22 protein-coding genes are annotated in these 23376 nt (G+C 66.0%); 9 read left to right on the forward strand and 13 right to left on the reverse strand.

Annotated elements, in window-relative coordinates; genetic code table 11:
* Nucleotides 1-4: 4 nt before the first annotated feature.
* The 4 genes from ACFDS3_RS02275 to ACFDS3_RS02290 are packed head-to-tail and all read right to left on the reverse strand — an operon-like array spanning nucleotide 5 to nucleotide 4290.
* A complete protein-coding gene (locus tag ACFDS3_RS02275; RefSeq protein WP_375260721.1) occupies nucleotides 5-733 on the reverse strand; it encodes a glycerophosphodiester phosphodiesterase family protein in 729 nt (242 codons plus the stop codon).
* Nucleotides 730-1191, reverse strand: coding sequence for a RidA family protein (locus tag ACFDS3_RS02280; RefSeq protein ID WP_375260722.1), 462 nt, complete (start codon nucleotides 1189-1191; stop codon nucleotides 730-732). Before ACFDS3_RS02280 ends, ACFDS3_RS02275 begins: the two co-directional genes overlap by 4 nt.
* 49 nt (nucleotides 1192-1240) lie before the next feature.
* Nucleotides 1241-2557 (reverse strand): HlyD family type I secretion periplasmic adaptor subunit, encoded by a 1317-nt coding sequence (locus ACFDS3_RS02285; protein WP_375260723.1) that lies wholly within the window; start codon nucleotides 2555-2557, stop codon nucleotides 1241-1243.
* Nucleotides 2554-4290 carry a type I secretion system permease/ATPase gene (locus tag ACFDS3_RS02290; protein ID WP_375260724.1) on the reverse strand — a complete coding sequence of 579 codons (1737 nt, stop codon included), beginning with the start codon at nucleotides 4288-4290 and terminating at the stop codon, nucleotides 2554-2556. The genes ACFDS3_RS02285 and ACFDS3_RS02290 overlap by 4 nt, the downstream gene beginning before the upstream one ends.
* 109 nt (nucleotides 4291-4399) lie before the next feature.
* Here ACFDS3_RS02290 and ACFDS3_RS02295 point away from each other — a divergent pair, with 109 nt between their 5' ends.
* Nucleotides 4400-4819: a hypothetical protein gene (locus ACFDS3_RS02295; RefSeq protein ID WP_375260725.1), complete on the forward strand. Its 420-nt coding sequence runs from the start codon at nucleotides 4400-4402 to the stop codon at nucleotides 4817-4819.
* On the opposite strand, the gene ACFDS3_RS02300 is transcribed toward ACFDS3_RS02295, so the two are convergent.
* A complete protein-coding gene (locus ACFDS3_RS02300; RefSeq protein ID WP_375260726.1) occupies nucleotides 4820-6772 on the reverse strand; it encodes a transglycosylase SLT domain-containing protein in 1953 nt (650 codons plus the stop codon).
* Between the two features lie 114 nt (nucleotides 6773-6886).
* On the opposite strand from ACFDS3_RS02300, the gene dapA reads away from it, so the two are divergent.
* The 5 genes from dapA (at nucleotide 6887) to ACFDS3_RS02325 (ending at nucleotide 10940) form a co-directional block, all read left to right on the forward strand.
* On the forward strand, nucleotides 6887-7765 hold the full coding sequence (gene dapA / locus ACFDS3_RS02305; protein WP_375260727.1) for a 4-hydroxy-tetrahydrodipicolinate synthase: 879 nt from the start codon (nucleotides 6887-6889) through the stop codon (nucleotides 7763-7765).
* A 91-nt stretch (nucleotides 7766-7856) separates the two neighbouring features.
* Nucleotides 7857-8330 carry an SsrA-binding protein SmpB gene (gene smpB, locus ACFDS3_RS02310; protein ID WP_375260784.1) on the forward strand — a complete coding sequence of 158 codons (474 nt, stop codon included), beginning with the start codon at nucleotides 7857-7859 and terminating at the stop codon, nucleotides 8328-8330.
* Between the two features lie 156 nt (nucleotides 8331-8486).
* Nucleotides 8487-9341: a 3-mercaptopyruvate sulfurtransferase gene (sseA, locus tag ACFDS3_RS02315; protein WP_375260728.1), complete on the forward strand. Its 855-nt coding sequence runs from the start codon at nucleotides 8487-8489 to the stop codon at nucleotides 9339-9341.
* Nucleotides 9342-10523 carry an aromatic amino acid transaminase gene (locus ACFDS3_RS02320; RefSeq protein ID WP_375260729.1) on the forward strand — a complete coding sequence of 394 codons (1182 nt, stop codon included), beginning with the start codon at nucleotides 9342-9344 and terminating at the stop codon, nucleotides 10521-10523.
* 39 nt (nucleotides 10524-10562) lie between these two features.
* Nucleotides 10563-10940: a rhodanese-like domain-containing protein gene (locus ACFDS3_RS02325; protein ID WP_375260730.1), complete on the forward strand. Its 378-nt coding sequence runs from the start codon at nucleotides 10563-10565 to the stop codon at nucleotides 10938-10940.
* A 100-nt stretch (nucleotides 10941-11040) separates the two neighbouring features.
* Here the strand turns inward: ACFDS3_RS02325 and ACFDS3_RS02330 are convergent, their stop codons facing one another.
* The gene (locus ACFDS3_RS02330) at nucleotides 11041-12369 is read right to left on the reverse strand and encodes an ammonium transporter (protein ID WP_375260731.1); all 1329 of its coding nucleotides are present in this window, start codon (nucleotides 12367-12369) and stop codon (nucleotides 11041-11043) included.
* Nucleotides 12370-12408: 39 nt separating this feature from the next.
* Entirely contained in the window at nucleotides 12409-12747 is a 339-nt protein-coding gene (locus ACFDS3_RS02335) for a P-II family nitrogen regulator (protein ID WP_375260732.1), read from the reverse strand.
* A 269-nt stretch (nucleotides 12748-13016) separates the two neighbouring features.
* Here ACFDS3_RS02335 and ACFDS3_RS02340 point away from each other — a divergent pair, with 269 nt between their 5' ends.
* The 3 genes from ACFDS3_RS02340 to rbsK all read left to right on the forward strand — a co-directional run bounded on the left by ACFDS3_RS02340 (nucleotide 13017) and on the right by rbsK (nucleotide 17248).
* A complete protein-coding gene (locus ACFDS3_RS02340; protein ID WP_375260733.1) occupies nucleotides 13017-15239 on the forward strand; it encodes a transglycosylase domain-containing protein in 2223 nt (740 codons plus the stop codon).
* A 73-nt stretch (nucleotides 15240-15312) separates the two neighbouring features.
* On the forward strand, nucleotides 15313-16269 hold the full coding sequence (locus ACFDS3_RS02345; RefSeq protein ID WP_375260734.1) for a putative zinc-binding metallopeptidase: 957 nt from the start codon (nucleotides 15313-15315) through the stop codon (nucleotides 16267-16269).
* Nucleotides 16270-16339: 70 nt separating this feature from the next.
* The gene (gene rbsK, locus ACFDS3_RS02350; RefSeq protein ID WP_375260735.1) at nucleotides 16340-17248 is read left to right on the forward strand and encodes a ribokinase; all 909 of its coding nucleotides are present in this window, start codon (nucleotides 16340-16342) and stop codon (nucleotides 17246-17248) included.
* On the opposite strand, the gene ACFDS3_RS02355 is transcribed toward rbsK, so the two are convergent.
* From ACFDS3_RS02355 to ACFDS3_RS02380, 6 genes are read right to left on the reverse strand one after another with little or no spacing between them, the layout of a single operon-like run.
* Nucleotides 17245-17619 (reverse strand): cation:proton antiporter, encoded by a 375-nt coding sequence (locus ACFDS3_RS02355; RefSeq protein ID WP_375260736.1) that lies wholly within the window; start codon nucleotides 17617-17619, stop codon nucleotides 17245-17247. The two genes, rbsK and ACFDS3_RS02355, sit on opposite strands and share 4 nt — an antisense overlap.
* Nucleotides 17616-17903, reverse strand: a complete 288-nt coding sequence (locus ACFDS3_RS02360; RefSeq protein ID WP_375260737.1) for a K+/H+ antiporter subunit F — start codon at nucleotides 17901-17903, stop codon at nucleotides 17616-17618. Before ACFDS3_RS02360 ends, ACFDS3_RS02355 begins: the two co-directional genes overlap by 4 nt.
* Nucleotides 17900-18400 carry a Na+/H+ antiporter subunit E gene (locus ACFDS3_RS02365; RefSeq protein WP_375260738.1) on the reverse strand — a complete coding sequence of 167 codons (501 nt, stop codon included), beginning with the start codon at nucleotides 18398-18400 and terminating at the stop codon, nucleotides 17900-17902. Before ACFDS3_RS02365 ends, ACFDS3_RS02360 begins: the two co-directional genes overlap by 4 nt.
* The gene (locus tag ACFDS3_RS02370) at nucleotides 18400-20034 is read right to left on the reverse strand and encodes a monovalent cation/H+ antiporter subunit D (RefSeq protein WP_375260739.1); all 1635 of its coding nucleotides are present in this window, start codon (nucleotides 20032-20034) and stop codon (nucleotides 18400-18402) included. The genes ACFDS3_RS02365 and ACFDS3_RS02370 overlap by 1 nt, the downstream gene beginning before the upstream one ends.
* Nucleotides 20031-20396: a Na+/H+ antiporter subunit C gene (locus tag ACFDS3_RS02375; protein WP_375260740.1), complete on the reverse strand. Its 366-nt coding sequence runs from the start codon at nucleotides 20394-20396 to the stop codon at nucleotides 20031-20033. The genes ACFDS3_RS02370 and ACFDS3_RS02375 overlap by 4 nt, the downstream gene beginning before the upstream one ends.
* Entirely contained in the window at nucleotides 20396-23248 is a 2853-nt protein-coding gene (locus ACFDS3_RS02380; protein WP_375260741.1) for a monovalent cation/H+ antiporter subunit A, read from the reverse strand. The genes ACFDS3_RS02375 and ACFDS3_RS02380 overlap by 1 nt, the downstream gene beginning before the upstream one ends.
* Between the last annotated feature and the right edge of the window lie 128 nt (nucleotides 23249-23376).

The following is a 23376-nucleotide window of genomic DNA, read 5'->3' on the forward strand; positions in this document are numbered from 1 at the left end:
CATGTCAGCGCGGCTGGAACACTTCGAAAGTGATCTGGTCGGCGATCCTCAGCGCAGCGTCCGCCTCGGCTTGGCTGCGGATCGTCCAGCAGAGGATGCCAGCCCCCTCGGCCTTCAGCTCGGCAATGCGCGGATCGGTCAAATGCCTGTGATCGCGGCTCACGAAGCTGAGGCTCGGAGTCCAGCCCAAGATCCGGCCAAGCCTGTCGCGCGTCTCGGGGGGCAGGTCAGGGCCGTAGTCGTCTGCGGCGCAAGTGGTGAGGCCGCGCGGCGCGTCCAGTCCTTCGAGCGCGTGGATATAGGAGGGATTGAATGACATCACGGCGATCGGACCAGCGGCAGCAGCGATGTCTCGTCCGACAGCGGCAGGCAGTCCGTCCCGGCCAGCCTGATCCTTGATCTCAACCAGCACCGGCACGCGACCGCCGATGCGGTCAAGAACTGCGGAGAGCGTCAGGATTCTGTCGGCGGACGCCCCCAAGCTTACGGTGCCGAGCTCTTCCGCCGTCAGGTCCGCTACCTGCCCGTGTCTGGCCGTCAGCCGGTCGAGCGTGTCGTCGTGGAACACGACCGGCACGCCGTCGCGGCTCATCTGCACGTCGAGTTCGATAGCGTAATCTGCCTCCACCGCCGCGTCGAAGGCAGAGACAGAGTTTTCTACAACGCCGGCCGCGATATCATGCAGACCCCGGTGGGCGAATGGTCGCTCACGGAACTTGGCAGAAAGACTCATGACAGGCGAAACAGACCTTCGATTTCGACCATCACTCCCAATGGCAGCGCCGAAACCCCCACGGCCGATCGGGTGTGCCGGCCGGCATCGCCGAGCAGTTCCACCAGGAAATCCGAGGCGCCGTTCACCACTTTTGGCTGGTCCGTAAAGCCCGGCGCCGAGGCGACGAAGGCCGTCAGCTTGACCACCTGCGCCAACCGATCAAGATCTCCACCCGTAGCCTTGCGGACTTGCGCCAGCAGAGACAGGGCGCATGCCTTCGCTGCGGCGCGGCCAGTTTCGATGTCACCGGGGCCACCCAGAGTGCCCGTCATCGGACCGTCCAGACCCTGGCTGATCTGTCCCGAGACGTAGAGCATGTCGCCCACCTGGAGGTAAGGCACGTAGTTGGCGGCAGGCGCCGGGGCATCCGGCAGCGTCTCTCCGAGCTCCGCGAGCCTATGTTCGATCCGTCCCATCCGTGCCTCCTTCGCTTTGCGGCCAGATGACGCGGCGAGCCTGTCCCCGTCAACCTTCCCGGAACGCGCGCGTGAAATAGTCCATCAGCGGCTTCGTCAGATACGCAATTGGGGTACGGTCGGCGGTCGTCAGATATGCCTCCACCGGCATTCCCGGGATCAACGACAGGCCGTCCGGCAAGCGCTCGATCTGACCGGAAGCAAGCACGAGCTCCACGCGATAGAAGGGGCGACCGCTGGCCTCGTCGACAAAGCTGTCGGCCGAAACACGAGCGACCGTGCCCACGAGCTCGGGCGTGGTGCGGGCATCGAAGGCGGGAAAGCGCAGCACCGCCGCTTGCCCCACATCGACCTGGTCCACGTGGATCGGCGGCACGCGCGCCTCGATCACCAGCGGGCGGTCCTGCGGCACGATATACATCAGTGGCTCGGCCGCTCGGATCACAGCCTTCGGTCCGAAAACAGTCAGATCGTACACCACCCCGCCCACTGGAGCTGTGATCCGGGTCCGCTCAATCTGCGAGGTGAGCGAAGCGACCTCCTCGGCGGTTTCGGCTTCGTTCGGGTCCAGATCACGCAGCTCGGTGATGGCTTCCTCGCGACGGCGGACGGTGTAGACCAGCTCCTGATCCTCGATCTCTGCTATTCGTTCGGCTGCCTCGGCTCGGGAGGCGACGATCTCCCCGATCCGGCCCTCGAGCTGCGCCGCTTCGCGACGCAGTGAAAGCACGCGACTGGCTTGTGCGAGACCGCGATCCAGAAGCGTCTGCTGATCGGCGAGTTCTTCGAACACCAGAGCGATCTGTCGGTTGAGACTATCTTCTTGCGCGACGAGCCCCTCGATCTGCCTTTCGATCTGCGCGCGCCGACGCCGAAGCTGCACAAGGGTCTTCTCCGCCGTCTCGCGCCGCGCCTCAAACAGGTTGAGCTGACCTGCGACCAGTTCGGCGGCCTCGGCGTCCACGGCCGCCGCATCCAGAAGAACGGCGGGAAACTCGATCGTGTTGGCCGCGTCGCGCTCGGCCTCAAGGCGGGCACGCCGGGCGTGTAGCTCGAAAAGCTGCGCTCGCGCGGCTGTCAGCCGGCCATGGAGGGTCACCGTGTCGAGCGTCACGAGATCATCGCCAGCCGCGACTGTCGCACCCTCGGTGACGTGGATCGCCTGAACCACGCCGCCTTCCGGGTGCTGGACGACCTGCCGGTTCTGCTCGACCTTGATCTGTCCCGTGGCCACGACCGCACCGGCAATCTGGCTGAAGGCGGCCCAGGTTCCGAAGCCGCCGACAAGAAAGATCAACGCTAGCAGCCCGATCACCACGGGGCCGCGGGCGGACCAGGCGCGGGCGGGGTCTTCAAAGTTGCTCACGACACGCCTCCAGCACCGACCTGGCCAATCAGTTGGCCGTGGTTCTGAGTAACCTGGCGCAGCACGTCGTCGCGCGGGCCGAAAGCGCGACGCATACCGTTTTCCAGCATCAACAGCTTGTCGCACAGCTGGATCGCCGCGGGACGGTGGGCCATGATGACGATCGACCCGCCCGCCGCCTTGAGAGCGGCAATCGCCTGGTTCAGCGCTTGGCTGCCCGCGTTGTCGAGGTTGGAATTTGGCTCGTCCAGGACGAGAAGAACCGGATCTCCAAACATGGCACGGGCGAGGCCGATGCGCTGGATCTGACCGCCCGACAGACGCCCCGCTGCGCTGGACACAGGTGTGTCATACCCTTGGGGCAGCTTCAGGATCATCTCGTGTGCGGCGGCCTTCCGAGCGGCCGCGACAATCTGGGCATCGTCGGCACCGGGCCGCAGGCGGGCGATGTTCTCTGCGATAGTGCCGTCGAAAAGCTGAACCCGCTGCGGCAGATAGCCTACATGTTGCCCCAGCACGTCCGGCTCATACTGGTCGAGCGCCGCACCGCCGAGGCGGATACGTCCTCCGGCCGGTTGCCAGACTCCGACCAGGGCACGGGCGAGCGTCGATTTGCCGGCCCCCGACGGACCGATAACCCCCACCGCCTCGCCCGGCGCGACCTCGAGAGAGATCATGCGCAGCGACGCCTGCGGTTGACCCGGCGGAATCACGGTAATCTGGTCGACGGTCAGGTGCGCCGTCGGGCGCGGCAGGGTGGTGCGCGGCGGCTCTTCAGCGACACGGCCCAGAAGCTCGGCCAAGCCAATCCAGCCCTGCCGGGCGCGCTGCAACACCTGCCACTGCCCGAGCGCCAGATCGATCGGAGCCAGCGCCCGACCCAGCATGATCGAGGCGGCGATCATGCCGCCCGGCGTCATCTGCTCTTGCAGGACAAGCCATGCGCCGACGCCGAGCATCAGGGACTGGAGAAACATCCGCAGCGTTCGCGTCAGGCTTGAAAAGCCACCGGTCGTCTCGGTCGCGCGGACGGACTGGTCCAGCGCGGCAGCGCGAATGCGCTGCCAGCGGGAGAACGCTGCATCCTGCATCCCCAACGAGCGCACCATCTCGGCCTCGGTCCGGATCTGCTCTGACATGCGTTGTGCACGGGTGGACGAGAGGATCGCCTCTGTCTGGGCGTGTCGCGACAGCCACTGGTTCGCCGCCGTCACCAGCGACAGGATCGCGAGCCCGGCTAACGCGACCCAGCCGAGGAGCGGATGAAACACGAAGATCAGGCCAAGGAAGAGCGGCGTCCACGGCATGTCGAACAGCGCAGGGACGAGCGGCGACCCGATGAAGCGGCGCACCGATTCAAGGTCATCCAGATGGTTCCGCGGCCCGTCATCCGGGGTGACGGAGGCACCCCGCACCATCGCTTGGAACACACGCCGGTCCAGCCGCGCCTGGAATCCTGCCCCGATGCGCGACAGTACCCGCCCCCGCGCGAAATCGAGCACCCCCATCATCGCGAACAGGAACGCCATGAGTAGAGTCAGCGCGAGCAGCGTCGCCTCGGACCGCGAGCCGAGCACGCGGTCATAGACCTGCAGCATGAAGAGCGGCCCCGTCAGCATCAGCAGGTTCACGAAGAGCGAGAATATACCCACGGCCACGAACAGTCGCCGGTATTCCGCCCGAACCGCCCGAAGTTGCGCCGCGCCGCGCCGTATGTGCACTGGGGTTTGCATGGTCTCGCAACTTGAGTTCGTCATCCCGAACGCTACCTGCGAGACGTTCCTGAACTGTTAACGATTTCGCCAGGCGCCGGCATGGACCCGAACAACCGGAGCGACCGTCTTGATCCTTCGCCCTCTCGCAGCCCTCGCCCTCGTGCTTCCGATGCCTGCCCATGCGCAGGACTACACGTTCGACGGCCTGTGGCGCGCGAGCCCGGCCACCGCGTGCACCCATACCGGCGAGGACGACAGCGCGCTGAAGGTCGAGAACGACATGCTTTACGGTGCATCAACCACCTGCGAGATGAACAACCCGGTGGATGTCACCGATATGCAGGCTGTGCTCTATGACATGGCGTGCGAGGCCGACGACGACACGTTCGACGGCCGCGCCATGTTCATGAACGCGGCCGATGGCGGCCTTCTGCTGATCTGGGACGGCTACGCCTTCAAGTACGAAGCCTGCGAAGAAGGCGATCCGGGCGACATACCCGCCGCCGCCTTCGCCATCGAGGACGTCACCTCGGACGAAGACGACTGATCAGCGGCCCTTCAGCTCTTCGCTCAGCCTGACGCGCTCGTCCGGCCGACCCAGCCGCGCGCGATAAACCGGCAGCGATTCGGCCACGCGCATGGCGTAGTTGCGCGTTTCGTCGAAGGGGATCATCTCGATCCAGTCGATCACGTCCACGTCGGGCTCGCGCGGATCTCCGCGGGCACTCATCCATTGCAGCGGACGGCCGGGGCCAGCGTTGTAGCCCGTCGATACCAGCACGGGGTTCTGGCCAAAGCGCCGCTCCAGCCCCGCAAGGTAGGCGGTGCCGAGCCGGGCGTTATAGCTGGGATCCTCGAACAGCCGGTCGCGCGAATAGCCGATGCCGAGCGATCGGGTCACATCCTGCGCCGTGCCCGGCATCAGCTGCATGAGCCCACCCGCACCGACATAGGACGACACCGAGGGGTCGAACTCGCTTTCGCGGCGGGCAATGGCAAGCGCCAGTTTTTCCGAGACCGGCAAAGTCTCCTGCCCGAGATCCACGACGGGGAAATAGGCGCGCGGAATGACGATGCCGTTCTGCGCCGCCCGCTTGGCCACGAGCACCGCGATATGCGGCTCTCCCAGCTCAAGGATCAGGTCGCCCAGCGTCGCGGCCTCTTCGGCATCAAGCGATTCGACGAGGTGGGCGAAGAACTGCTCGGCCAGGTCACGCTCGCCCGCCGCCTGCAGCAACAGCGCCCCTTCGAGCACCGAGGAGGTCCGGAAGCTGGCCTCGGACAGGGGCATCGAAGGGCCCGGATCGACCAGTTCGGGGTCCACGGCGGCGCCGATCTTTTCAGCGGCCAGAAGCCCATAGAAGCCGGTCTGATGCACCGCGCCACGCGTGTAGGCGGCGCGCGCCTCGGCTTCGCGCCCCAGCGCCTCTTGCGACCGCCCGATCCAGTACCACGCTCGCCCCAGCGAGATTGGTGAAGAGACGGCCTTCCGCTGGTTCCAGAAATGAAGCAGCGCGTCTTTGGGGCGATCCAGCCGGGTCAGCGCAAGATATCCCGCCAGCCATTCTAGGTCGGCATAGTCCGACCCCGCGACCAGGCCGTGCGAGGCGGCGATGTCATAGGCGCGGCGATCCTCGCCCTCGCGCATGAGCTCGCGGACCATGTCGCGGCGGTCCCCTGCCCAGGCGCCGGGATCGCCCAGATCGTCCGGCGATTGCTGCAGGATCAACCGCTGCGCCGCGCTGTCGCGGCCGGCGGAGAGATGTTGTCGGAACGCACGATAGGCAAGGCCGGGGTCGCTGCGTAGTCCCGCAGGCAGGCCTTCGGCCAACGTCTCCGCGTCGGCCCCGCCAAGAGCACGCCCTCGCGCCGCCACCAGCGCGCCAGCGTCTCCGCCCAGACGCTCGCCTGACCGGGTGAGAGAACGACTCGCTCCGATCCAGAACATCCGGTCGGCTCGCGCCTCTTCCAGCGGCTCCAGCTCGTCGGGGTACAGCCCGAGCAACTGCCGCTCGGCTCTCTCGGACAGCGAGCGGGTCGTCCAGGCGAGCGCAGCCTCGGCCTGCGCGTCGGCCTCCCGGCCCGTCTCGCGAAGCGCGTTGACCAGCGCAACCGTGCCCTGCCCCGTCTCGGGCTGAATCCCATCGAAGAAGCGCAGGATCGCCTCGGCCTGCTCAGGGCCGGTGGGGGTCTCGGGCAGATACTGTTCGGACTGCGCGCGCAGGCGGGCCAGCCCCGGCCAGTCCGGCCGACGCTCGAGGAAGGCGGACGCAGAGGCAAAGTCGCCACGTCCCTCGCGCAGGTACATCCACTCGATGATATCGGCAGAGACAGGTCCTGCACGCTCGGCCGCGGCCTCTGCGGCAAGCCACTGCCCGCTCCGGGCGCGTTCGACCGCCTCGGCGATGCCGACGTCGAAACCGGGTCGGTCGGGAGGGGCCTCCTGCGCGACGACAGGGGTTGCGAAGGCGAGGGCGGACGCGAAGATAATATGGCGCATGCTCCTCAGATATGGCGCGATGCCGCTCTGGCCAATTCACGACCTTGGCAACGACAGGCGCGCCGCATAGGGTCCCACGCGCCGGAGCCCCGGCAAGCCAAGAAGGAGCCAGACATGTTCAAAGGGTCGATCGTCGCACTGGTCACGCCGTTCAAGGACGGCAAGGTGGACCTCGACGCCCTGAAACGGCTGGTCGAATGGCATGTCGAGGAAGGCACCTCGGGCATCGTCCCCGTCGGCACCACAGGCGAGACGCCCACCCTGTCCCACGACGAGCACGAGGCAGTCGTGGCCGAGGTCGTCAAGACCGCCGCCGGGCGCGTCAAGGTCATCGCCGGCGCGGGCTCGAACAGCACCGAAGAGGCCATCCAGCTGGCGCGCCACGCGCAGGAAGTCGGTGCGGACGGGGCGCTGGTGGTCACGCCCTACTACAACAAGCCGACGCAGGCCGGCCTCTATGCCCACTTCGAGGCGGTGCATGACGCCACGGACATCCCGATCGTCATCTACAACATCCCCGGCCGCTCGGTCGTGGACATGAAGCCCGCGACGATGGGCGAGCTGGCCAAGCTGCCGCGCATCGTCGGCGTGAAGGACTCCACCGGCGACATCGTCCGCGTCAGCGAGCAGCGCATGACCTGCGGCAACGACTTCATTCAGCTGTCGGGCGAAGATGCCTCGGCCCTCGGGTTCAACGCCCATGGCGGGGTCGGGTGCATCAGCGTGACCGCGAACGTCGCCCCCCGCCTCTGCGCCGAGTTCCAGCAGGCGATGGCGGACGGCGACTGGGCGAACGCGCTCGAGTACCAGGACCGGCTGCTGCCGCTTCATACGGCGGTCTTCACCGAACCGGGCCTTGTCGGCGCAAAATACGGGTTGTCGCTTCTGGGCCGCTGCACCGAAGAGGTGCGCCTGCCGCTGGTCGGCCTCACCGACGGCACCAAGCTGATGATGAAGAGCACGATGGAGAACCTCGGGCTCCTCGGCTCCTGATACGAATCCCGCGGGCGCCGCACAACGGCGTGCGCCTTTCTCGGGCGGCCCGCTGGTGGACACCTCGCGCGCCCGCGCCTATCTGGACGGCATGGCCAAACCCAAGGACAACCCGAACTACAAGGTGATCGCCGAGAACCGGCGTGCCCGGTACGACTACGCGATCGAGGACGACCTCGAGTGCGGCATCCAGCTGCAGGGCTCCGAGGTGAAGTCGCTGCGCACGGGGCAGTCGAACATCGCCGAAAGCTATGCCACGGTCGAGGACGGCGAGCTGTGGCTCGTGAATGCCTATATCGCCCCCTACGACCAGGCGATGTTCGGGCACGAGGACCGGCGTCGGCGTAAGCTGCTCGTCAACCGCAAGGAACTGGCGAACCTGTGGTCCGAGACGCAGCGCAAGGGCATGACGCTCGTGCCGCTGGTGCTGTATTTCAACCACCGGGGCATCGCAAAGCTGAAGATCGGGATCGCCAAGGGCAAGAAGGCCCCCGACAAGCGCGAGACGGCGGCCAAGCGCGACTGGCAACGGCAGAAGCAGCGCCTCCTCAAGGAACATAGCTGATCCGATCGTTGCGCCGCCCCGGCCCGCGGCGAAGTGATCGTGCTTCCGGCGCGGCGAAACGCTGCCATCATTGCGTTTCGTGCGCCTCTATCTTGCGCGGATTGCGGCGCTTGGCTACGCCCTGCGGAACGTGAACCGCTCCGAAGGCCCGGCCCTATGACCGACGACCCGAAGACCCTCGTATCGACAGATTGGCTGGCGCAGCATCTGAACGATCCTGACCTGCGCCTCCTCGACGCCTCGTGGCACATGCCGTCCGACAATCGCGATACGCGAGCCGAGTACGAGGCGGGGCACATCCCCGGCGCGCGCTTCTTCGACATCGACGAGATCAGCGACCAGCGCTCGGACCTGCCGCACACCGCGCCCCCGCCCGAGAAATTCATCAGCCGGATGCGCGCCATGGGGATCGGCGACGGTCATCAGGTCGTTGTCTATGACAGCACGGGCATCTTTTCCGCCGCGCGGGTATGGTGGCTGTTCAAGCTGATGGGCAAGACCGACGTCGCCGTGCTGGATGGCGGGTTGCCCAAGTGGCAGGCCGAGGGGCACGAGATCGAGGATCTGCCCCCCGTCATCCGCGATCGCCACATGACCGTCTCGCGCCGGAACGACCTCGTGCGCGACGTGACGCAGGTCGCCGAGGCCTCGAAGCTCGGGACGCCGCAGATCGTGGACGCCCGCGCGTCGAGCCGCTTCCGCGGCGACGAGCCGGAACCGCGCGAAGGATTGCGGGCGGGGCACATCCCTAAATCGAAGAACCTGCCCTTCACGCAGCTTCTGAACGCCGACGGCACGATGAAGGGCCCCGGCGGCCTCAAGGCGGCGTTCGAGGAGGCGGGCATCGACCTGTCGAAGCCCGTCATCACCACCTGCGGCTCCGGCGTGACCGCCGCGATCCTGGCCCTTGGGCTGGCGCGGATCGGGCATGACGACTGGTCGCTCTACGATGGATCATGGACCGAGTGGGGCGCATACGGCGACCTGCCGGTCGCAACAGGAGACGCCTGAATGCTCGGCAGCCTCAAGGACCAACCGGCGGACAAGATCCTCATGCTCATGGCGAGCTACCGCGAGGATCCGCGCGACGACAAGCTCGACCTCGGCGTCGGCGTCTACAAGGACGCTGACAGTCACACGCCGATCATGTCGGCGGTGAAGAAGGCCGAAGAGCGCCTTCTGCGGTCCGAGACCACCAAGAGCTACACCGCGCTGTCGGGCGATCCGGCCTATGCGCAGGCAATGCGGGAACTCGTGTTCGCAGACAGCGTCGCGGCCGACCGCGTGGCCGCCATTGCGACCCCTGGCGGCACCGGCGCCTTCCGGCAGGGCGTGGATCTGATCCGCATGGCCAATCCCGACGCGACAGTCTGGGTCAGCGCGCCGACATGGCCGAACCACCTGTCGATCCTCAAGACGACCGGCACGCCTTTCGAGGAATACCGCTATTTCGACGCCTCCACGGGCGAGGTGGATTTCGAAGGCATGGTCGCGGATATGAACCGCGCCAAGGAAGGCGACGTGGTGCTGCTGCATGGCTGCTGCCACAACCCGACCGGCGCGAACCTGACGGTCGATCAGTGGCATCGGGTGGCCGAGATCCTGATCGAGCGGAAGCTCATTCCTATGGTCGACCTTGCCTATCAGGGCTTCGGCGACGGACTGGACGACGACGCGCAAGGCACCCGTATCCTGGCCGAGACGCAGCCCGAGCTGTTGGTCGGCGCGTCCTGCTCGAAGAACTTCGGTATCTACCGCGAGCGGGCGGGAATCCTGTTCGCCATCGGCGACGCGGCCAACACGAAGACGGTGCAGGGAAACCTGAACCACCTGAACCGGCAGAACTACTCGTTCCCGCCGGATCACGGGTCCCGCATCGTCACGACGATCCTGACCGACCCCGATCTGCGCGCCGAGTGGCAGGCCGAACTGGAAGAGATGCGCACCGGAATGCTGGCGCTGCGCAAGCAGCTGGCCGACGAACTGCGCCAGCGCCTGAACGACGACCGGTTCGACTTCATCGCGCAGCACCGGGGCATGTTCTCGCGCCTCGGCGTGGATGCCGACAAGGTCGAGGCGATGCGCCGCGACCACGGCGTCTACATGGTTGGCGACAGCCGCATGAACATCGCCGGGCTGAACGCCAAGACCGTGCCGATCCTGGCCGAGGCCATCGCCAAGACCTGCGTCTGATCTACCCTCCTTCCCGGCACCACCCGGGAAGGAGACCCCATGGATACCGAACAAATCGAGACCGGCACCTTCGAGCGCTGGAGCCCTGACGAGGTCGAAAAGGCCCTCACGAAGGGCGAGATCGTCGTGATCGACGTCCGCTCCCCGCAGGAATACGCCTTCGAGCATATCGAAGGCGCTCTTCTGATGCCGATGCCCTTCTTCCGTGCCGACCGGCTGCCCACCCAAGATGGCAAACGGGTCGTGCTGCATTGCGGATCGGGGCTCAGGTCCGAGAAGATGGCACGGATCGCCTCCGAAGCGGGCTATGATCCGATCGCGCATCTTGAGGGCGGATTCGCGGCATGGAAGCAGGCGAAGAAGCCCTATATCGGCACCGATTTCGCGACAGGCGGCCCCAAGAAGGTCATTTCCTGATCCAGACACTCTGGAATGCAGAAGGCCCGAGCGGCGCGCCCGGGCCTTCCGTTGTTGCGATCCGGCGGAAGCGGAGGAAACCGCCGCCGGTCCGCAATTCTCAGGCCTTGGAGAACTCGGGGTAGGCCTCCATCCCAAGCTCGGCCACGTCGAGGCCTGTGATCTCGGCCTCTTCGGACACCCTGATGCCACCGGCCACCTTCAGGATCAGCCAGATGACCAGGCTGACGACGAAGACGAAGATGCCGACCGCGGCCACACCGACGAACTGCGTGACGAAGCTGGTGTCGCCGTTCGAGAACGGAACCGCGAGCGTGCCCCAGATGCCAGCCAACAGGTGCACCGGAATGGCGCCGACCACGTCATCGATCCGCATCCGGTCGAGCATCGGGACCGCGAAGACCACGATGATGCCGCCGATGGCGCCGATCAGGGTCGCGCCGCCCAGCGTGGGCATCAGCGGCTCGGCGGTGATCGACACCAGGCCCGCCAGCGCACCGTTCAGCACCATGGTCAGGTCCGGCTTCTTGTACATCACCTGCGTCAGGATCAGCGCGGCAAGCGCACCACCGGCGGCGGCGGTGTTCGTGTTGGCGAAGATGCGGCCCACATCGGTGATGTCGCCCACGGTGCCTGCGGCAAGTTGCGAGCCTCCGTTGAACCCGAACCAGCCCAGCCACAGGATGAATGTGCCCAGCGTGGCGAAGCCCAGGTTCGAGCCCGGCATCGGGTTGGTGCGGCCGTCACGGTACTTGCCGATCCGCGGGCCAAGGACGATTGCACCGGCCAGCGCGGCGAAACCACCGGCGGCATGGACCAGGGTCGAGCCGGCGAAGTCCGAGAAGCCCATTTCGGACAGCCAGCCGCCGCCCCACTGCCAGGACGCCTCGATAGGGTAGATAAAGCCGGTCAGGACGACGACGAAGAACAGGAACGGCCACAGCTTGATACGTTCGGCCAAGGTGCCGGACACGATCGACGCGGTGGTGGCACAGAACATCAGCTGGAAGAAGAAATCCGACGCGACCGAGGCATAGCCCAGATCGGCATCCGCGGCTACAAGGCCCACGGCTTCGAGTTGTGCAGTGCCGAACGAGCCGAAGTAGCCCGGGATGATCCAGGCATCGCCCGGATACATGATCGAGTAGCCGACCAGCCAGTACATCACCGCGGCGATCGCAAACAGCGCGATGTTCTTCATCAACTGCATGGTGACGTTCTTGGACCGGACGAGGCCAGCCTCGAGCATGGCGAAACCGGCCGCCATCCAGAAGACCAGGAAGCCGCCGATCAGGAACAGCAGCGTGGTCATGATGTAGGGGCCGACCTGATCGAAGGTCGGCGCCGCCTCGACCGCTTCGGCGGCCTCCTGCGCGACGGCGGCGACCGGCAGGATCGCCAGGGCAGCCGTGGTGAGAATGCGGTTCATACGTGTCATCTTTTTTGCGATGTCCTTCGGCTTCTGGCTTCAGATGGCGTCTGCGTCGGTTTCGCCCGTGCGCACGCGCGTCGCGCTTGCCACGTCGAGGACGAACACCTTGCCGTCGCCGATCTTGTCGGTCTTGGCGGTCTTCACGATGGTCTCGACGACCTGCTCGGCCATGTCGGAGGTCACCACGATCTCGAGCTTGATCTTGGGCACGAAGTTCACGGCATATTCTGCGCCGCGGTAGATCTCGGTATGTCCCGACTGAGAGCCGAAGCCCTTGATCTCGGTCACCATCATGCCGCGCACTCCGATGGACGTGAGCGCCTCGCGCACCTCCTCGAGCTTGAACGGCTTGATCGCTGCGATGATGAGTTTCACGTTCCTGTCACCCCTTGTCGCGTCTTTTCAGGGCCGCTCGCACAGCTGGCCTTGGCTCGAGGAACGCGACCGCGGGTATGTTCACAAGTTTCGCGGTTCCCGGGGCGGGGCCAAAAACTCCCCGATTGCACAATTTATGCGCGATCCCGTATCATTGCTGAATTATGAGGCACGCAAGAATCTGACAAACGCGCGACCCGCCTTCTCTGTCGTGCCGCAATTCGATATGTCTGCTGCAGAGCAGAACGAACACCAAGGGGCCGATGGCCATGGCACGAACCCCGCTTTCCGCGCCCAAGCGATCGGCGACAAGACAGAAGACCAAGAGCCGCAAAACGGCCAAGCCGAAGAAGACGACAGCTGCCTCGATCCGCAGGCGCAAATCCCCGAACGGCCTTGTCGGCTGGCTTTTGTGGCCGTTCCGCACGGTCATGCGGCTGGCGTTCCGGCTGGCATGGCGCGGTGCATTGGTGATGCTGCTGATCCTCGGCCTGGCCGTGGGATATGTCTACACCACGCTGCCCCCACCCGAAGCGATCCTGGACGGCCGCTCGCAGGGGTCGGTCACGCTTCTGGACCGCTACGGCGAGATCTTCGCCTGGCGCGGCGAGCAGTTCGGTGGACAGATCACGGCGAAGACCGTTTCGCCCTATCTGCACAATGCTATTGTGGCGACCGAGGACCGGCGCTTCTACCTGCACCCGGGCGTCGATCCTGTCGGCATCGCCTCGGCGGTGAAGATCAACCTGCAGGAAGGGCGTGGACCGCTTTCCGGGCACGGCGGCTCGACCATCACGCAGCAGACGGCCAAGCTTCTCTGCCTGGGGAGCCCCTACGATCCCGACGTGTGGGAGAACGAGACCGCCTATGAGGCCGACTGCCGCGAAACGACGCTGTGGCGCAAGATCAAGGAAGGCGTCTACGCGCTGGCGATGGAGGCCAAGTACTCCAAGGAAGAGATCCTCACGATCTACATGAACCGCGCCTTTCTCGGCGCCGGATCACGTGGCTTCGAAGCCGCCGCCCAGCGCTATTTCGGCAAGTCCGCGAACGAGGTTGATCCGGCCGAGGCCGCCATGCTGGCGGGCCTTCTGGTCGCGCCGACCCGCTACGCCCCGACCAACAACCTGGAGCGCAGCCAGAACCGCGCGGATACCGTCATCAACCTGATGGAGCAGCAGGGCTACCTGACCGCTGCAGAGGCGCAGTTCGCCCGCGACAATCCTGCCGAGCTTTCCGCGGCGGCCGAGGCGCGCGCCGGCGGGTACTTCGCCGACTGGGTGATGAGTGCCGCACCCGACTTCCTGTCGCGCAAGACGACCGAAGACGTCATCATGCGCACCACCTTCGACCCCCGCATCCAGACGGCGGCCGAAGATGCGCTGAGCTACGTGTTCGAGACAAAAGTCAGCCCGGATTCCAAGGCGCAGGCCGCGATCGTCGTCATGTCCTCGGACGGCGCGGTACGCGGCATGGTCGGTGGGCGCAAATTCCAGGGCGTGGCCGGACAGTTCAACCGCGCCATCATGGCCAAGCGGCAGACCGGGTCGGCTTTCAAGCCGTTCGTCTACGCCACCGCGCTCGACCTTGGGTACAGCCCGAACGACACGGTCACGGACGAGCCGCTGACGATGAATATTCCCGGCTCGGGCAGCTGGTCGCCAGAAAACTACGACCGGAGGTATCGCGGCCCGGTGACGCTGACGCAAGCGCTGCAGAACTCGCTCAACATCCCGGCGGTGAAGATCAGCGAGGCCGTGGGCCGCGAGAACGTACGCCGCGTGGCAGCCGATTTCGGGATCGACAGCGATCTCGCGACGGGGCCGTCGCTTGCGCTCGGGGTGTCGGAATCCACGCTGATCGAGATGACCGGCGCCTATGCCGGCATCCTGAACGGCGGCACCTCGGTCGAGCCCTACGGTATCCGTGACCTGCGCCTTCAGGGCGAAAACGAGGTCCTTCTGGGCCAGGAGGGTGGCTTGGGCGAGCGCGTCATCAGCCAAGAGGCGGCCGAAGAGCTCGTCTACATGATGAACAAGGTCGTCGACGGCGGCACCGGCTCACGCGCCAGCCTGAGCGCGCGCCCCGCGGCCGGCAAGACCGGCACCACGCAGGCGGCGCGCGATGCGTGGTTCCTTGGCTTCACCGCCGACTACGTGGTTGGCGTCTGGATGGGCTACGACGACAACACACCGCTCACCGGCGTGACGGGCGGCGGCCTGCCCGCCGACATCTGGCGCGAGACGATGGTGCGGGTCCATGACGGCCTGCCGATCCAGCAGCTGCCGATGCGCGTGCCGTCCCAGCCGGAGCCACAGGCCCTCTCGCAGGCCGACCCCGTGCCCGCCCCGCAATACGAGGGCCAGGGCGAGGTTGTCCGGTCGGAGGGCGACCGCCTGATCGGCCCGGCCCCGCAAAGCCAGCAGCCGAACCGCCCTGCCAACGTCGCCGAGCAGATCATCAACGACGTGCTCAGCATCTTCGGTAACTGACCGCAGGCGCGCCGGTGGAACCGAACCCCCGCGCGGAACTGTTGATCGCCTGTCACCCGTTGGAGTTACGCCTTTGCAAGTCTTCCGCTGCCCTGTCTGCGACCGGCCAGTCTATTTCCACAACACCCGGTGCGCCTGCGGTCAGGAAGTCGCGTTCGACCCCGAGACCCAGAGCATGGGCATCGCCCGGGACACCTGCGCCAACCGCGACAGGATCGGCTGCAACTGGGTGGCCGAAGCGGTCTTGTGCCGATCCTGCGCAATGACGCGCACCGTCCCCGATCTCGGCGCGCCCGAGAACCTCGGCCACTGGCGCACGACAGAATATGCCAAGCGGTGGATGCTGGCGAACCTCGGCCGCTGGGGCTGGTTCGGCGCCATCGACAAGGGCGATCGCCCCGTGTTCAAGCTCCTCTCCGAGCAGACGTCGACCGGCGAGATAAACGTGACGATGGGGCATGCGAATGGCACCATCACGATCAACGTCACCGAAAGCGACGAGGCCGTGCGCGTGGAGCGTCGGGCCGAGCTGGGCGAGCTTTACCGCACCATGCTGGGCCACATGCGCCATGAGATGGCTCACTTCCTGCACTTGCGCCTGTCGAAGGACGACCGCTTCGTCGCCGAATTCCGCGCCCTCTTCGGCGACGAACGCACGGATTACGGCGAGGCGCTGAAGAGGCACTACGACAATCCCAGAACGGCCGACGACAGCTACATATCGGACTACGCGACCATGCACCCGCACGAGGACTGGGCCGAGACCGTCGCCCACCTGCTGCATCTCGTGGACGTGCTGGACAGCGCGACGGCGGTGGCGCTGAGCCTGCCGGGCGTCAAAACCCAAGGCTACGACGCCTATGCCCAGACCGACACCGAGGACGTGCTGAATCGCGCCGTGCAGATCTCGATCGCGGTGAACCACGTGAACCGGGCCGTCGATCTTCCGGACCTCTACCCCTTCGTGCTGACCCCGGGCGTGCGAAAGAAGCTGGCGTTGGCTCACCGCTCCCTGCGCGCTCCGGCCTGATTGACGCAGGCCTTTTACAAGGGTGACGGGAACGGGCAGAATGGCGCGGCCCGTTCCAGCAGGAGACACCATGGCCGACATCGCCATCCTCGGCATTTTCGCCGCCGATACTGCCTATCGCGCCAGCCGCCTGCCCCGCATCGGGGAGACAGTGCTTGGCGAGGGCTTCGCGCTGAACCCCGGCGGCAAGGGATCGAATCAGGCGGTCGCGGCTGCTCGGGCGGGGGGCGACGTCGCGTTCCTCAGCAAGATCGGGCGCGACACGTTCGGTGCTCTTGCCCGCCGCACATGGGACGAGGCCGGGGTCGCCTTTGCGGGGGACGAGACCGATGATCCCACTGGGGCCGCCTTCATCTTCGTGGATGCGCAAAACGGCGACAACGCGATCATAGTGAATCCGGGGGCCGCGGGAACGATCACGCCTGCGGACCTTGATCGTTGGGGTCCGACGATCCGCGGCGCGAAGGTCTTTGTCACCCAGTTGGAACAGCCTCTGGACGCGGCGCGACGAGGCCTTGAAATTGCGCGCGCCGCGGGCGTCCGCACTGTTCTCAACCCCGCCCCCGCCGCCGATCTTTCCGACGAGATGCTGGCCCTGTGCGATCTCGTCACTCCGAACGAGAGTGAGGCCGCGCTGCTGACCGGCCTGTCCGTGACCGGTCCGGCAGACGCCGAAGCTGCCGCAAGAGCATTGCGAGCGCGGGGCGCAGGAGCGGTCATCGTCACGTTGGGCGAGCTCGGCGCCCTGTATCACGACGGAGACACCGTGCTGCACATCCCGGCCCTGACTTCGGGCCCGGTGGTCGAGACGACAGGCGCCGGCGACGCCTTCAACGGCGGTCTCGTCACCGCCTTGGCCGCGGGTCAGTCGATCGAGCGGGCGCTGCGGGTCGCCAGCGCCACGGCCGGCCTGTCCGTCACGCGCGCAGGAGCCGCGCCGTCCATGCCGACCCGAGAAGAGATCGACCGCCTGATCTAGCCGTGCTGGCCCGGGTCGCCCTCGTCCGCCTCGCTTGTGTCGAACGTGCCCCAGGTGCGGCCGCCCGGCGGCGGAGGCGTGGGGTCGATGTTCTCGTGGTGCATGTTCACCTTCGAGATGAAGTTGGCCGAGATCGGCGCCGTCACGAAGACGAAGGCCATGATCAGCACCTCGTGCAGCGACCCGGTGCCCTGCGAGAACCCTTGGATAATCGACGCCAGCAGCAGCGAGCCGACCCCCAGCGTCGATGCCTTGGTCGGCGCGTGCAGCCGCTTCATCGGCGTGTCGAGTTTCAGAAGCCCAACCGAACCGACCAGCGAAAAGAACGCTCCAGAGAGCAGGGCGGCGATCATCAGGATGTCCCAGATCATTCTATGATATCCCCCCTCAGCACGAAGCGCGCATAGGCCACGGTCGACACGAAGCCGAGCATCGCGAAGAGCAGCGCGCCTTCGAAATACATCTGCGTGTGCCCGGCCATGCCCAAGAGGACGATCAGCGCGATGCCGTTGATCGCCATCGTGTCGATGGCCAGGATACGGTCTCCGACGCAGGGTCCCATCACCAGGCGGACCATCGCCATGATCTGCGAAAGCCCGACGGCGGCGAAGGCGACGATCAGCGCCAGATCGGTCATCGAGGAAAGGGAACTCATTCGAAGATCTCCATCAACCGGCGCTCGTAGCGGTCCTTGATCGCCTGAACATCTGCCGCGGGATCGGCGCTGTCGAGCGCGTGCACCAGAAGGTAATGGCCGTCATCCGACAAGTCGGTCGAGACGGTGCCCGGCGTCAGCGTGATCGTGCCCGCCAGCATCGTGATCGCCTCGGGCGTCCTCAACTCCAGCGGGATGACGAGCCAAGCCGGGCGCATGCGGTCATTGCTGCGCACCAGGACGATGAAGGCGACCTGGACACAGGCCACGGCGATGTCCCAGATCACCATCACAACATAAAGCGTCAGCTTGAACATCTTCGGCGTCGCCGGCCGATCGGGCCAGTAGGGCGCCGTGGCGATCGGGATCACGATGCCCAGGATCACCGCCAGGACAACGGTGCCAAGGCTCAGCGCATTGACCAGGAGGCACCACACCACAACGAGGATGAGCGACAGCACCGGATGCGGCAGCAGTCGTTTCCCAAGTCTCCGCATCAGTGCGCCCCCTCGTCATCGGCACCAGCCTCGTTTTCGTAGGTGGCGTCCTCTTCGTAATTGCCGTGGGTGATCTCCTTGCCCGGCGTGTCGAGCACCTGCGAGATGTAGGCGTCGGGCTGCATCAGTTGATCCACTGTCGCACGCAAGTAGGCGGTCATCGGTCCCGCGAACACGGTCTGAGCGATCAGCAATCCGACAAAGCCGCCAGCCGCCACCAGCGGCAGCGCCGGCGCCTTGTGCCCGCGACCGACGCGATCCGCGGCCGAGATGTGCTCTTCGGACGGAAGATCGTCCATGTCATGCGCCAGCTGTTGCGGCTTCCAGAACACCGTGGACCCGGCGCGGGCAAAGCCCACCACCGCCACGAGGGACGCGGCCAGAACCACCGCCCAGACCCAGGCCATCAGCGGGCTGTCGAACGCCGCATCAAGGATCAACAACTTGCCGAGGAACCCCGACAGCGGCGGCAGGCCTGCCATGGCGATCGCCGCGGCAAAGAACATGCCGCCCAGAAGCGGCCCCCCGACCATCGGCGCCGCGCCCTCGATCCGCGCGCCGGCGCCACGGCGTTCTGCGACGATGTCCACCAGAAGGAACAGCGCCGCCGTCGCAAAGGTGGAATGGGCGATGTAGTAAAGCGCGGCCGTCAGGCCCGCCTCGTTCATCAGCCCGATTGCCGTCATTACCATTCCCATCGAGCCGATCACGGCAAAAGCCACCAGCCGATCAAGGCTGCGCGCCGCCAGTACACCGATCATCCCGATAGCGAGCGAGATCAGCGCAAGCGGTAGCAACCACACCTCGTGAAGGCCGGCCGTCACCTCGAGCTGGGGCGGAAAGACGAGCGTGTAGATGCGGATGATGGCATAGGCGCCCACCTTGGTCATGATCGCAAACAACGCCGCGACCGGACCCGGCGCATTGGAATACGCCGCGGGCAGCCAGAAATGCAGCGGCAGGAGCGCGGCCTTCACGGCGAACACAAGCAGCAGAAGAACCGCCGCGACACGAATCGACGCCGAAGCACCGGGATCGATCATCGCGACCCGCCCCGCGAGGTCCGCCATGTTCAGCGTTCCGGTTTCGGCGTAAAGCGTGCCGAGGGCGAACAGGAACAGCGTCGAACCAAGCAGGTTGTAGAGGACGTATTGCGTCCCCGCTCGCACGCGCCGGGCGCCGCCCGAATGGACGATCAGCCCGTAGGACGCGATCAGCAGAACCTCGAAGAAGACGAACAGGTTGAAGACGTCGCCGGTCAGGAAAGCGCCCGCGATGCCCATGATCTGGAACTGGAAGAGCGGGTGGAAGTGCCTCCCTCGCTTGTCCCAGCCCGAGCCGATGGCGTGCAGCATCACCAGGAGCGACAGGATCGCCAGCAGCAGAACCATGTAGGTCGACAGGCGATCTGCAACGAGGACGATGCCGAAGGGCGCCTGCCACGCGCCCAGCTGATAGATCGTGACCGTCCCGTCGGATGCCTGCCACGCCAGCCCGGCGGCTATGCCAAGCAGAGCCGCCAGCCCTGCAAGCGACAGGGTCCGCTCGACCTCTGGGTGGAAGCGGGCGACCAGGATCATCGCTGCAGCCAGCAGGGCGGGCAGCACGACGGGCAGAATAATCCAGTGAGTCATGCGCCGCGCTCCTCCCGCTCGCGGGCCACGTCGAACTCGACGTCGTCGTCATTCACCTTGTCATTGCCGAGGCCCAGATAGGCGCCGAGCGCAAAGACCACGACGACCGCCGTCATCCCGAACGAGATCACGATGGCGGTCAGCACCAATGCCTGCGGCAGCGGGTCGGTGTAAAGCTCCACCCCGTCGCGCAGGATCGGGGGTCGGTTGAGGGCAAGCCGGCCGCTGGCGAACAGGAACACGTTCACTGCATAGGTCAGAAGCGACATGCCCACGATCACGGGGAAGGTGCGGAAGCGCAGCACGAGGTATATCCCGACGCTGGTCAAAACGCCGATCGAAGTCGCGACGAGAAGCTCCATCAGGCGTGGTCCTCCTCGCGCGAGGGGTCGATGTCCATGGGGTGCTCGATCTCTCTCTGTTCGGTCCGCCGCGCCATCCGCGCAAAGCTTTCCAGCGACAGCATGACCGCGCCGACCACCGCGAGGAAGACGCCGAGGTCAAAGGCCATGGCGCTTGCGATCTCGAACTCCTCGAGTGGCGGGATGGTGATATAGGTGAAGGACGAGGTCAGGAACGGAAAGCCCGTGAACCACGCCCCGATGCCGGTCAGCCCCGCCACCAGAACGCCCGCACCGATGATCCCGTGATAGGGGAACCGCTGGCGCGCCTCGGCCCAGTAGAACCCGCTGGCCATGTATTGCATCACCAGCGCGATCGCGGCGATGAGGCCGGCGATGAAGCCGCCGCCCGGAAGGTTGTGGCCCCGCAGGAAGATGTAGACCGCCACCAGCAGCACGACCGGCATGATGACCCGCGTCAGCACCACCATCATGAGAGGGTGCTGGTCGCCCGCCAGGTCCTTGTCCGGCCGCCGCTTCAGCAGTTTCGCGCGCACCGGCCCGGCCAGCAGCGCCTCGGTCAGGGCGAAGATCACCAGCGCCGCGATGCCGAGCACAATGATCTCGCCGAAGGTGTCGAAGCCGCGGAAGTCCACCAGGATCACGTTGACGACATTCGTGCCGCCGCCACCGGCATAGCTGTTTTCCAGGTGGTAGTTCGAGATCGGCGGCGCCACGAAATCCGACCGCAGCATCTGCCACGTCAGCCCTGTGGTGGCGAGGCCACCAAGCGCCGCCAGCACGACGTCCTTCGCCCGCTTCACGCCGCCGGTCTCTTTCGGAGTTTCGTTTGGCAGGAAGTTCAGCGCCAAAAGCAAGAGAATGATGGTCACGACCTCGACCGAGATCTGCGTCATCGCGAGGTCCGGGGCCGAGAACCCGACGAAGCCCAACGAAACGATCAGGCCGACGATACCCAGAAGGACCAGCGCGAACAGCCGGTTGCGATGCAGCACCGCCAGCGCCAGCGCGGCGGCGACCAGCATTGCCCAACCCGCGGCCGCGAGCCAGTTCATCGGCAGCCCCTCGCGCGACAGCGGGGGGGCGTCGCCCGTGACCCAGCCGTGCACGCCCAGCGCCAGGACGGCCGCCACGAACACGCCTGCATAGCGGGTGAACGCGCCGTCATGCAGGCCGTTCGTCAGCCACCGCGCTGATGCCACGGCGCCCGCCATGATCCCGTCGAAGATCGACTTGGCCCGCGGCACGTGCAGGGCCGCCCAGACCCATGCGGCGGCGCGGTAGAGCAGCAGCAGCGCCAGGCCTCCCAGGATCGCGATCACCGACATCCAAAGCGCCGGCGAAACACCGTGCCAGATCGCCAGGTGGTAGCCCTCGGGGATCTGTCCCTCCGCGCCCATGACGGCGCGGGTGACGAAGAAAACCACCGGCTCGGCCAGTCTAGGCAGGATGCCGATCCCGAGAACCAGCACGCACAACAGCGCCGGCGGGCCCCACATGCCGAAGCCCGGATCGTGGGGCTTGGCCGGATAGTCGTCGCGCACCCGCCCGAGGAACGTGTGGCCGATATAGCGGAACGAGTAGGCGGCCGAGAACAGCGCGCCCACGGTTGCCAGGACCGGCACCAGCAGGTGCGGACCGAAGAACTCGGTATGCGCGGCCTCTTTGAGAAACATCTCCTTCGACAGAAAGCCGTTGAAGAGCGGAACGCCTGCCATGGCCAGACCCGCGATCGTGGCGATGGCGAAGGTCACCGGCATCAGGCGCGCCAATCCGCCCAACCGCTTGATGTCGCGGGTATGCGCCTCGTGATCCACGATGCCCGCGGTCATGAATAGCGCGGCCTTGAAAATCGCGTGGTTCAGGATGTGGAACACCGCCGCCAGCGCACCGAAATCAGTGCCGGTGCCCAGAAGGAACACGATCAACCCAAGGTGCGAGATCGTCGAGAAGGCCAGCAGAGCCTTCAGGTCGTCCTTGAACAGCGCCGTTACCGCCCCGATCACCATCGTCAGAAGACCCGCACCGGCGACGAGGAAGAAGTAGGCTTCGGTGCCCGACAGGACCGGCCAGAGCCGCGCCAGAAGGAAGATGCCGGCCTTCACCATCGTGGCCGAATGGAGATACGCCGACACCGGCGTCGGCGCGGCCATCGCGTGCGGCAGCCAGAAGTGGAACGGGAACTGCGCGGATTTGGTGAAACAGCCGAGGCAGATCAGCACAAGCGCAGGCAGATAGAGCGGCGACGCCTGGATCGCCTCGCGGTTCTCGAGGATCACGCTCAAGTCGTAGCTGCCGACGATGCGGCCCAGAAGCAGCATTCCGCCGATCATGGCGAGGCCGCCCATGCCGGTGACGGTCAGCGCCATGCGCGCACCCTGCCGCCCGTCGGGCAGGTGCTTCCAGTAGCCGATCAGCAGGAAGGACGACAGCGACGTCATCTCCCAGAAGACGAGCAGAAGCAGGATGTTGTCGGACAGGACGATCCCGACCATCGCGGCTTGGAACAGCAGGAGGTAGGCGAAGAACTCGCCCATGTTGTCCTCGCGCGCGAGATAGAAGCGGCCGTAGATGATGACCAGCAGTCCGATCCCCAGGATCAGCGAGGCAAAGAACAGGCCCAGCCCGTCCAGCATCAGGCTGAGGTTCAGGCCCAGATCGGGCATCCAGAGGATCTGCTGGCTCACCGTTTCGCCGGCGATCACCGCCGGGGCCTGTGAGATCAGGCCGATCAGCGCCGTCAGCGTGACGCCGAGGGTCACAAGAGCGCAGGTCTGCCGGCCGGTGCGAACCATCAGACCCGGAAGCAACGCTCCCAGAAGCGGGGTGAGGACGATCAGGACGAGCGACATGGACCTCTCTCGGCTAACGGCTCCGCGGATAGTGGTGCCTATCACCGGGATCCTCAAACGGAAATGGTCGGGCAGCAATATCTCCCGAAAGTAGCGCTATGGCAGCCGTTGCCCGCACCCGCCTCGCG

The sequence above is a fragment of the Palleronia sp. genome (assembly GCF_042089775.1).
In the GTDB taxonomy this organism is placed as follows: domain Bacteria; phylum Pseudomonadota; class Alphaproteobacteria; order Rhodobacterales; family Rhodobacteraceae; genus Palleronia.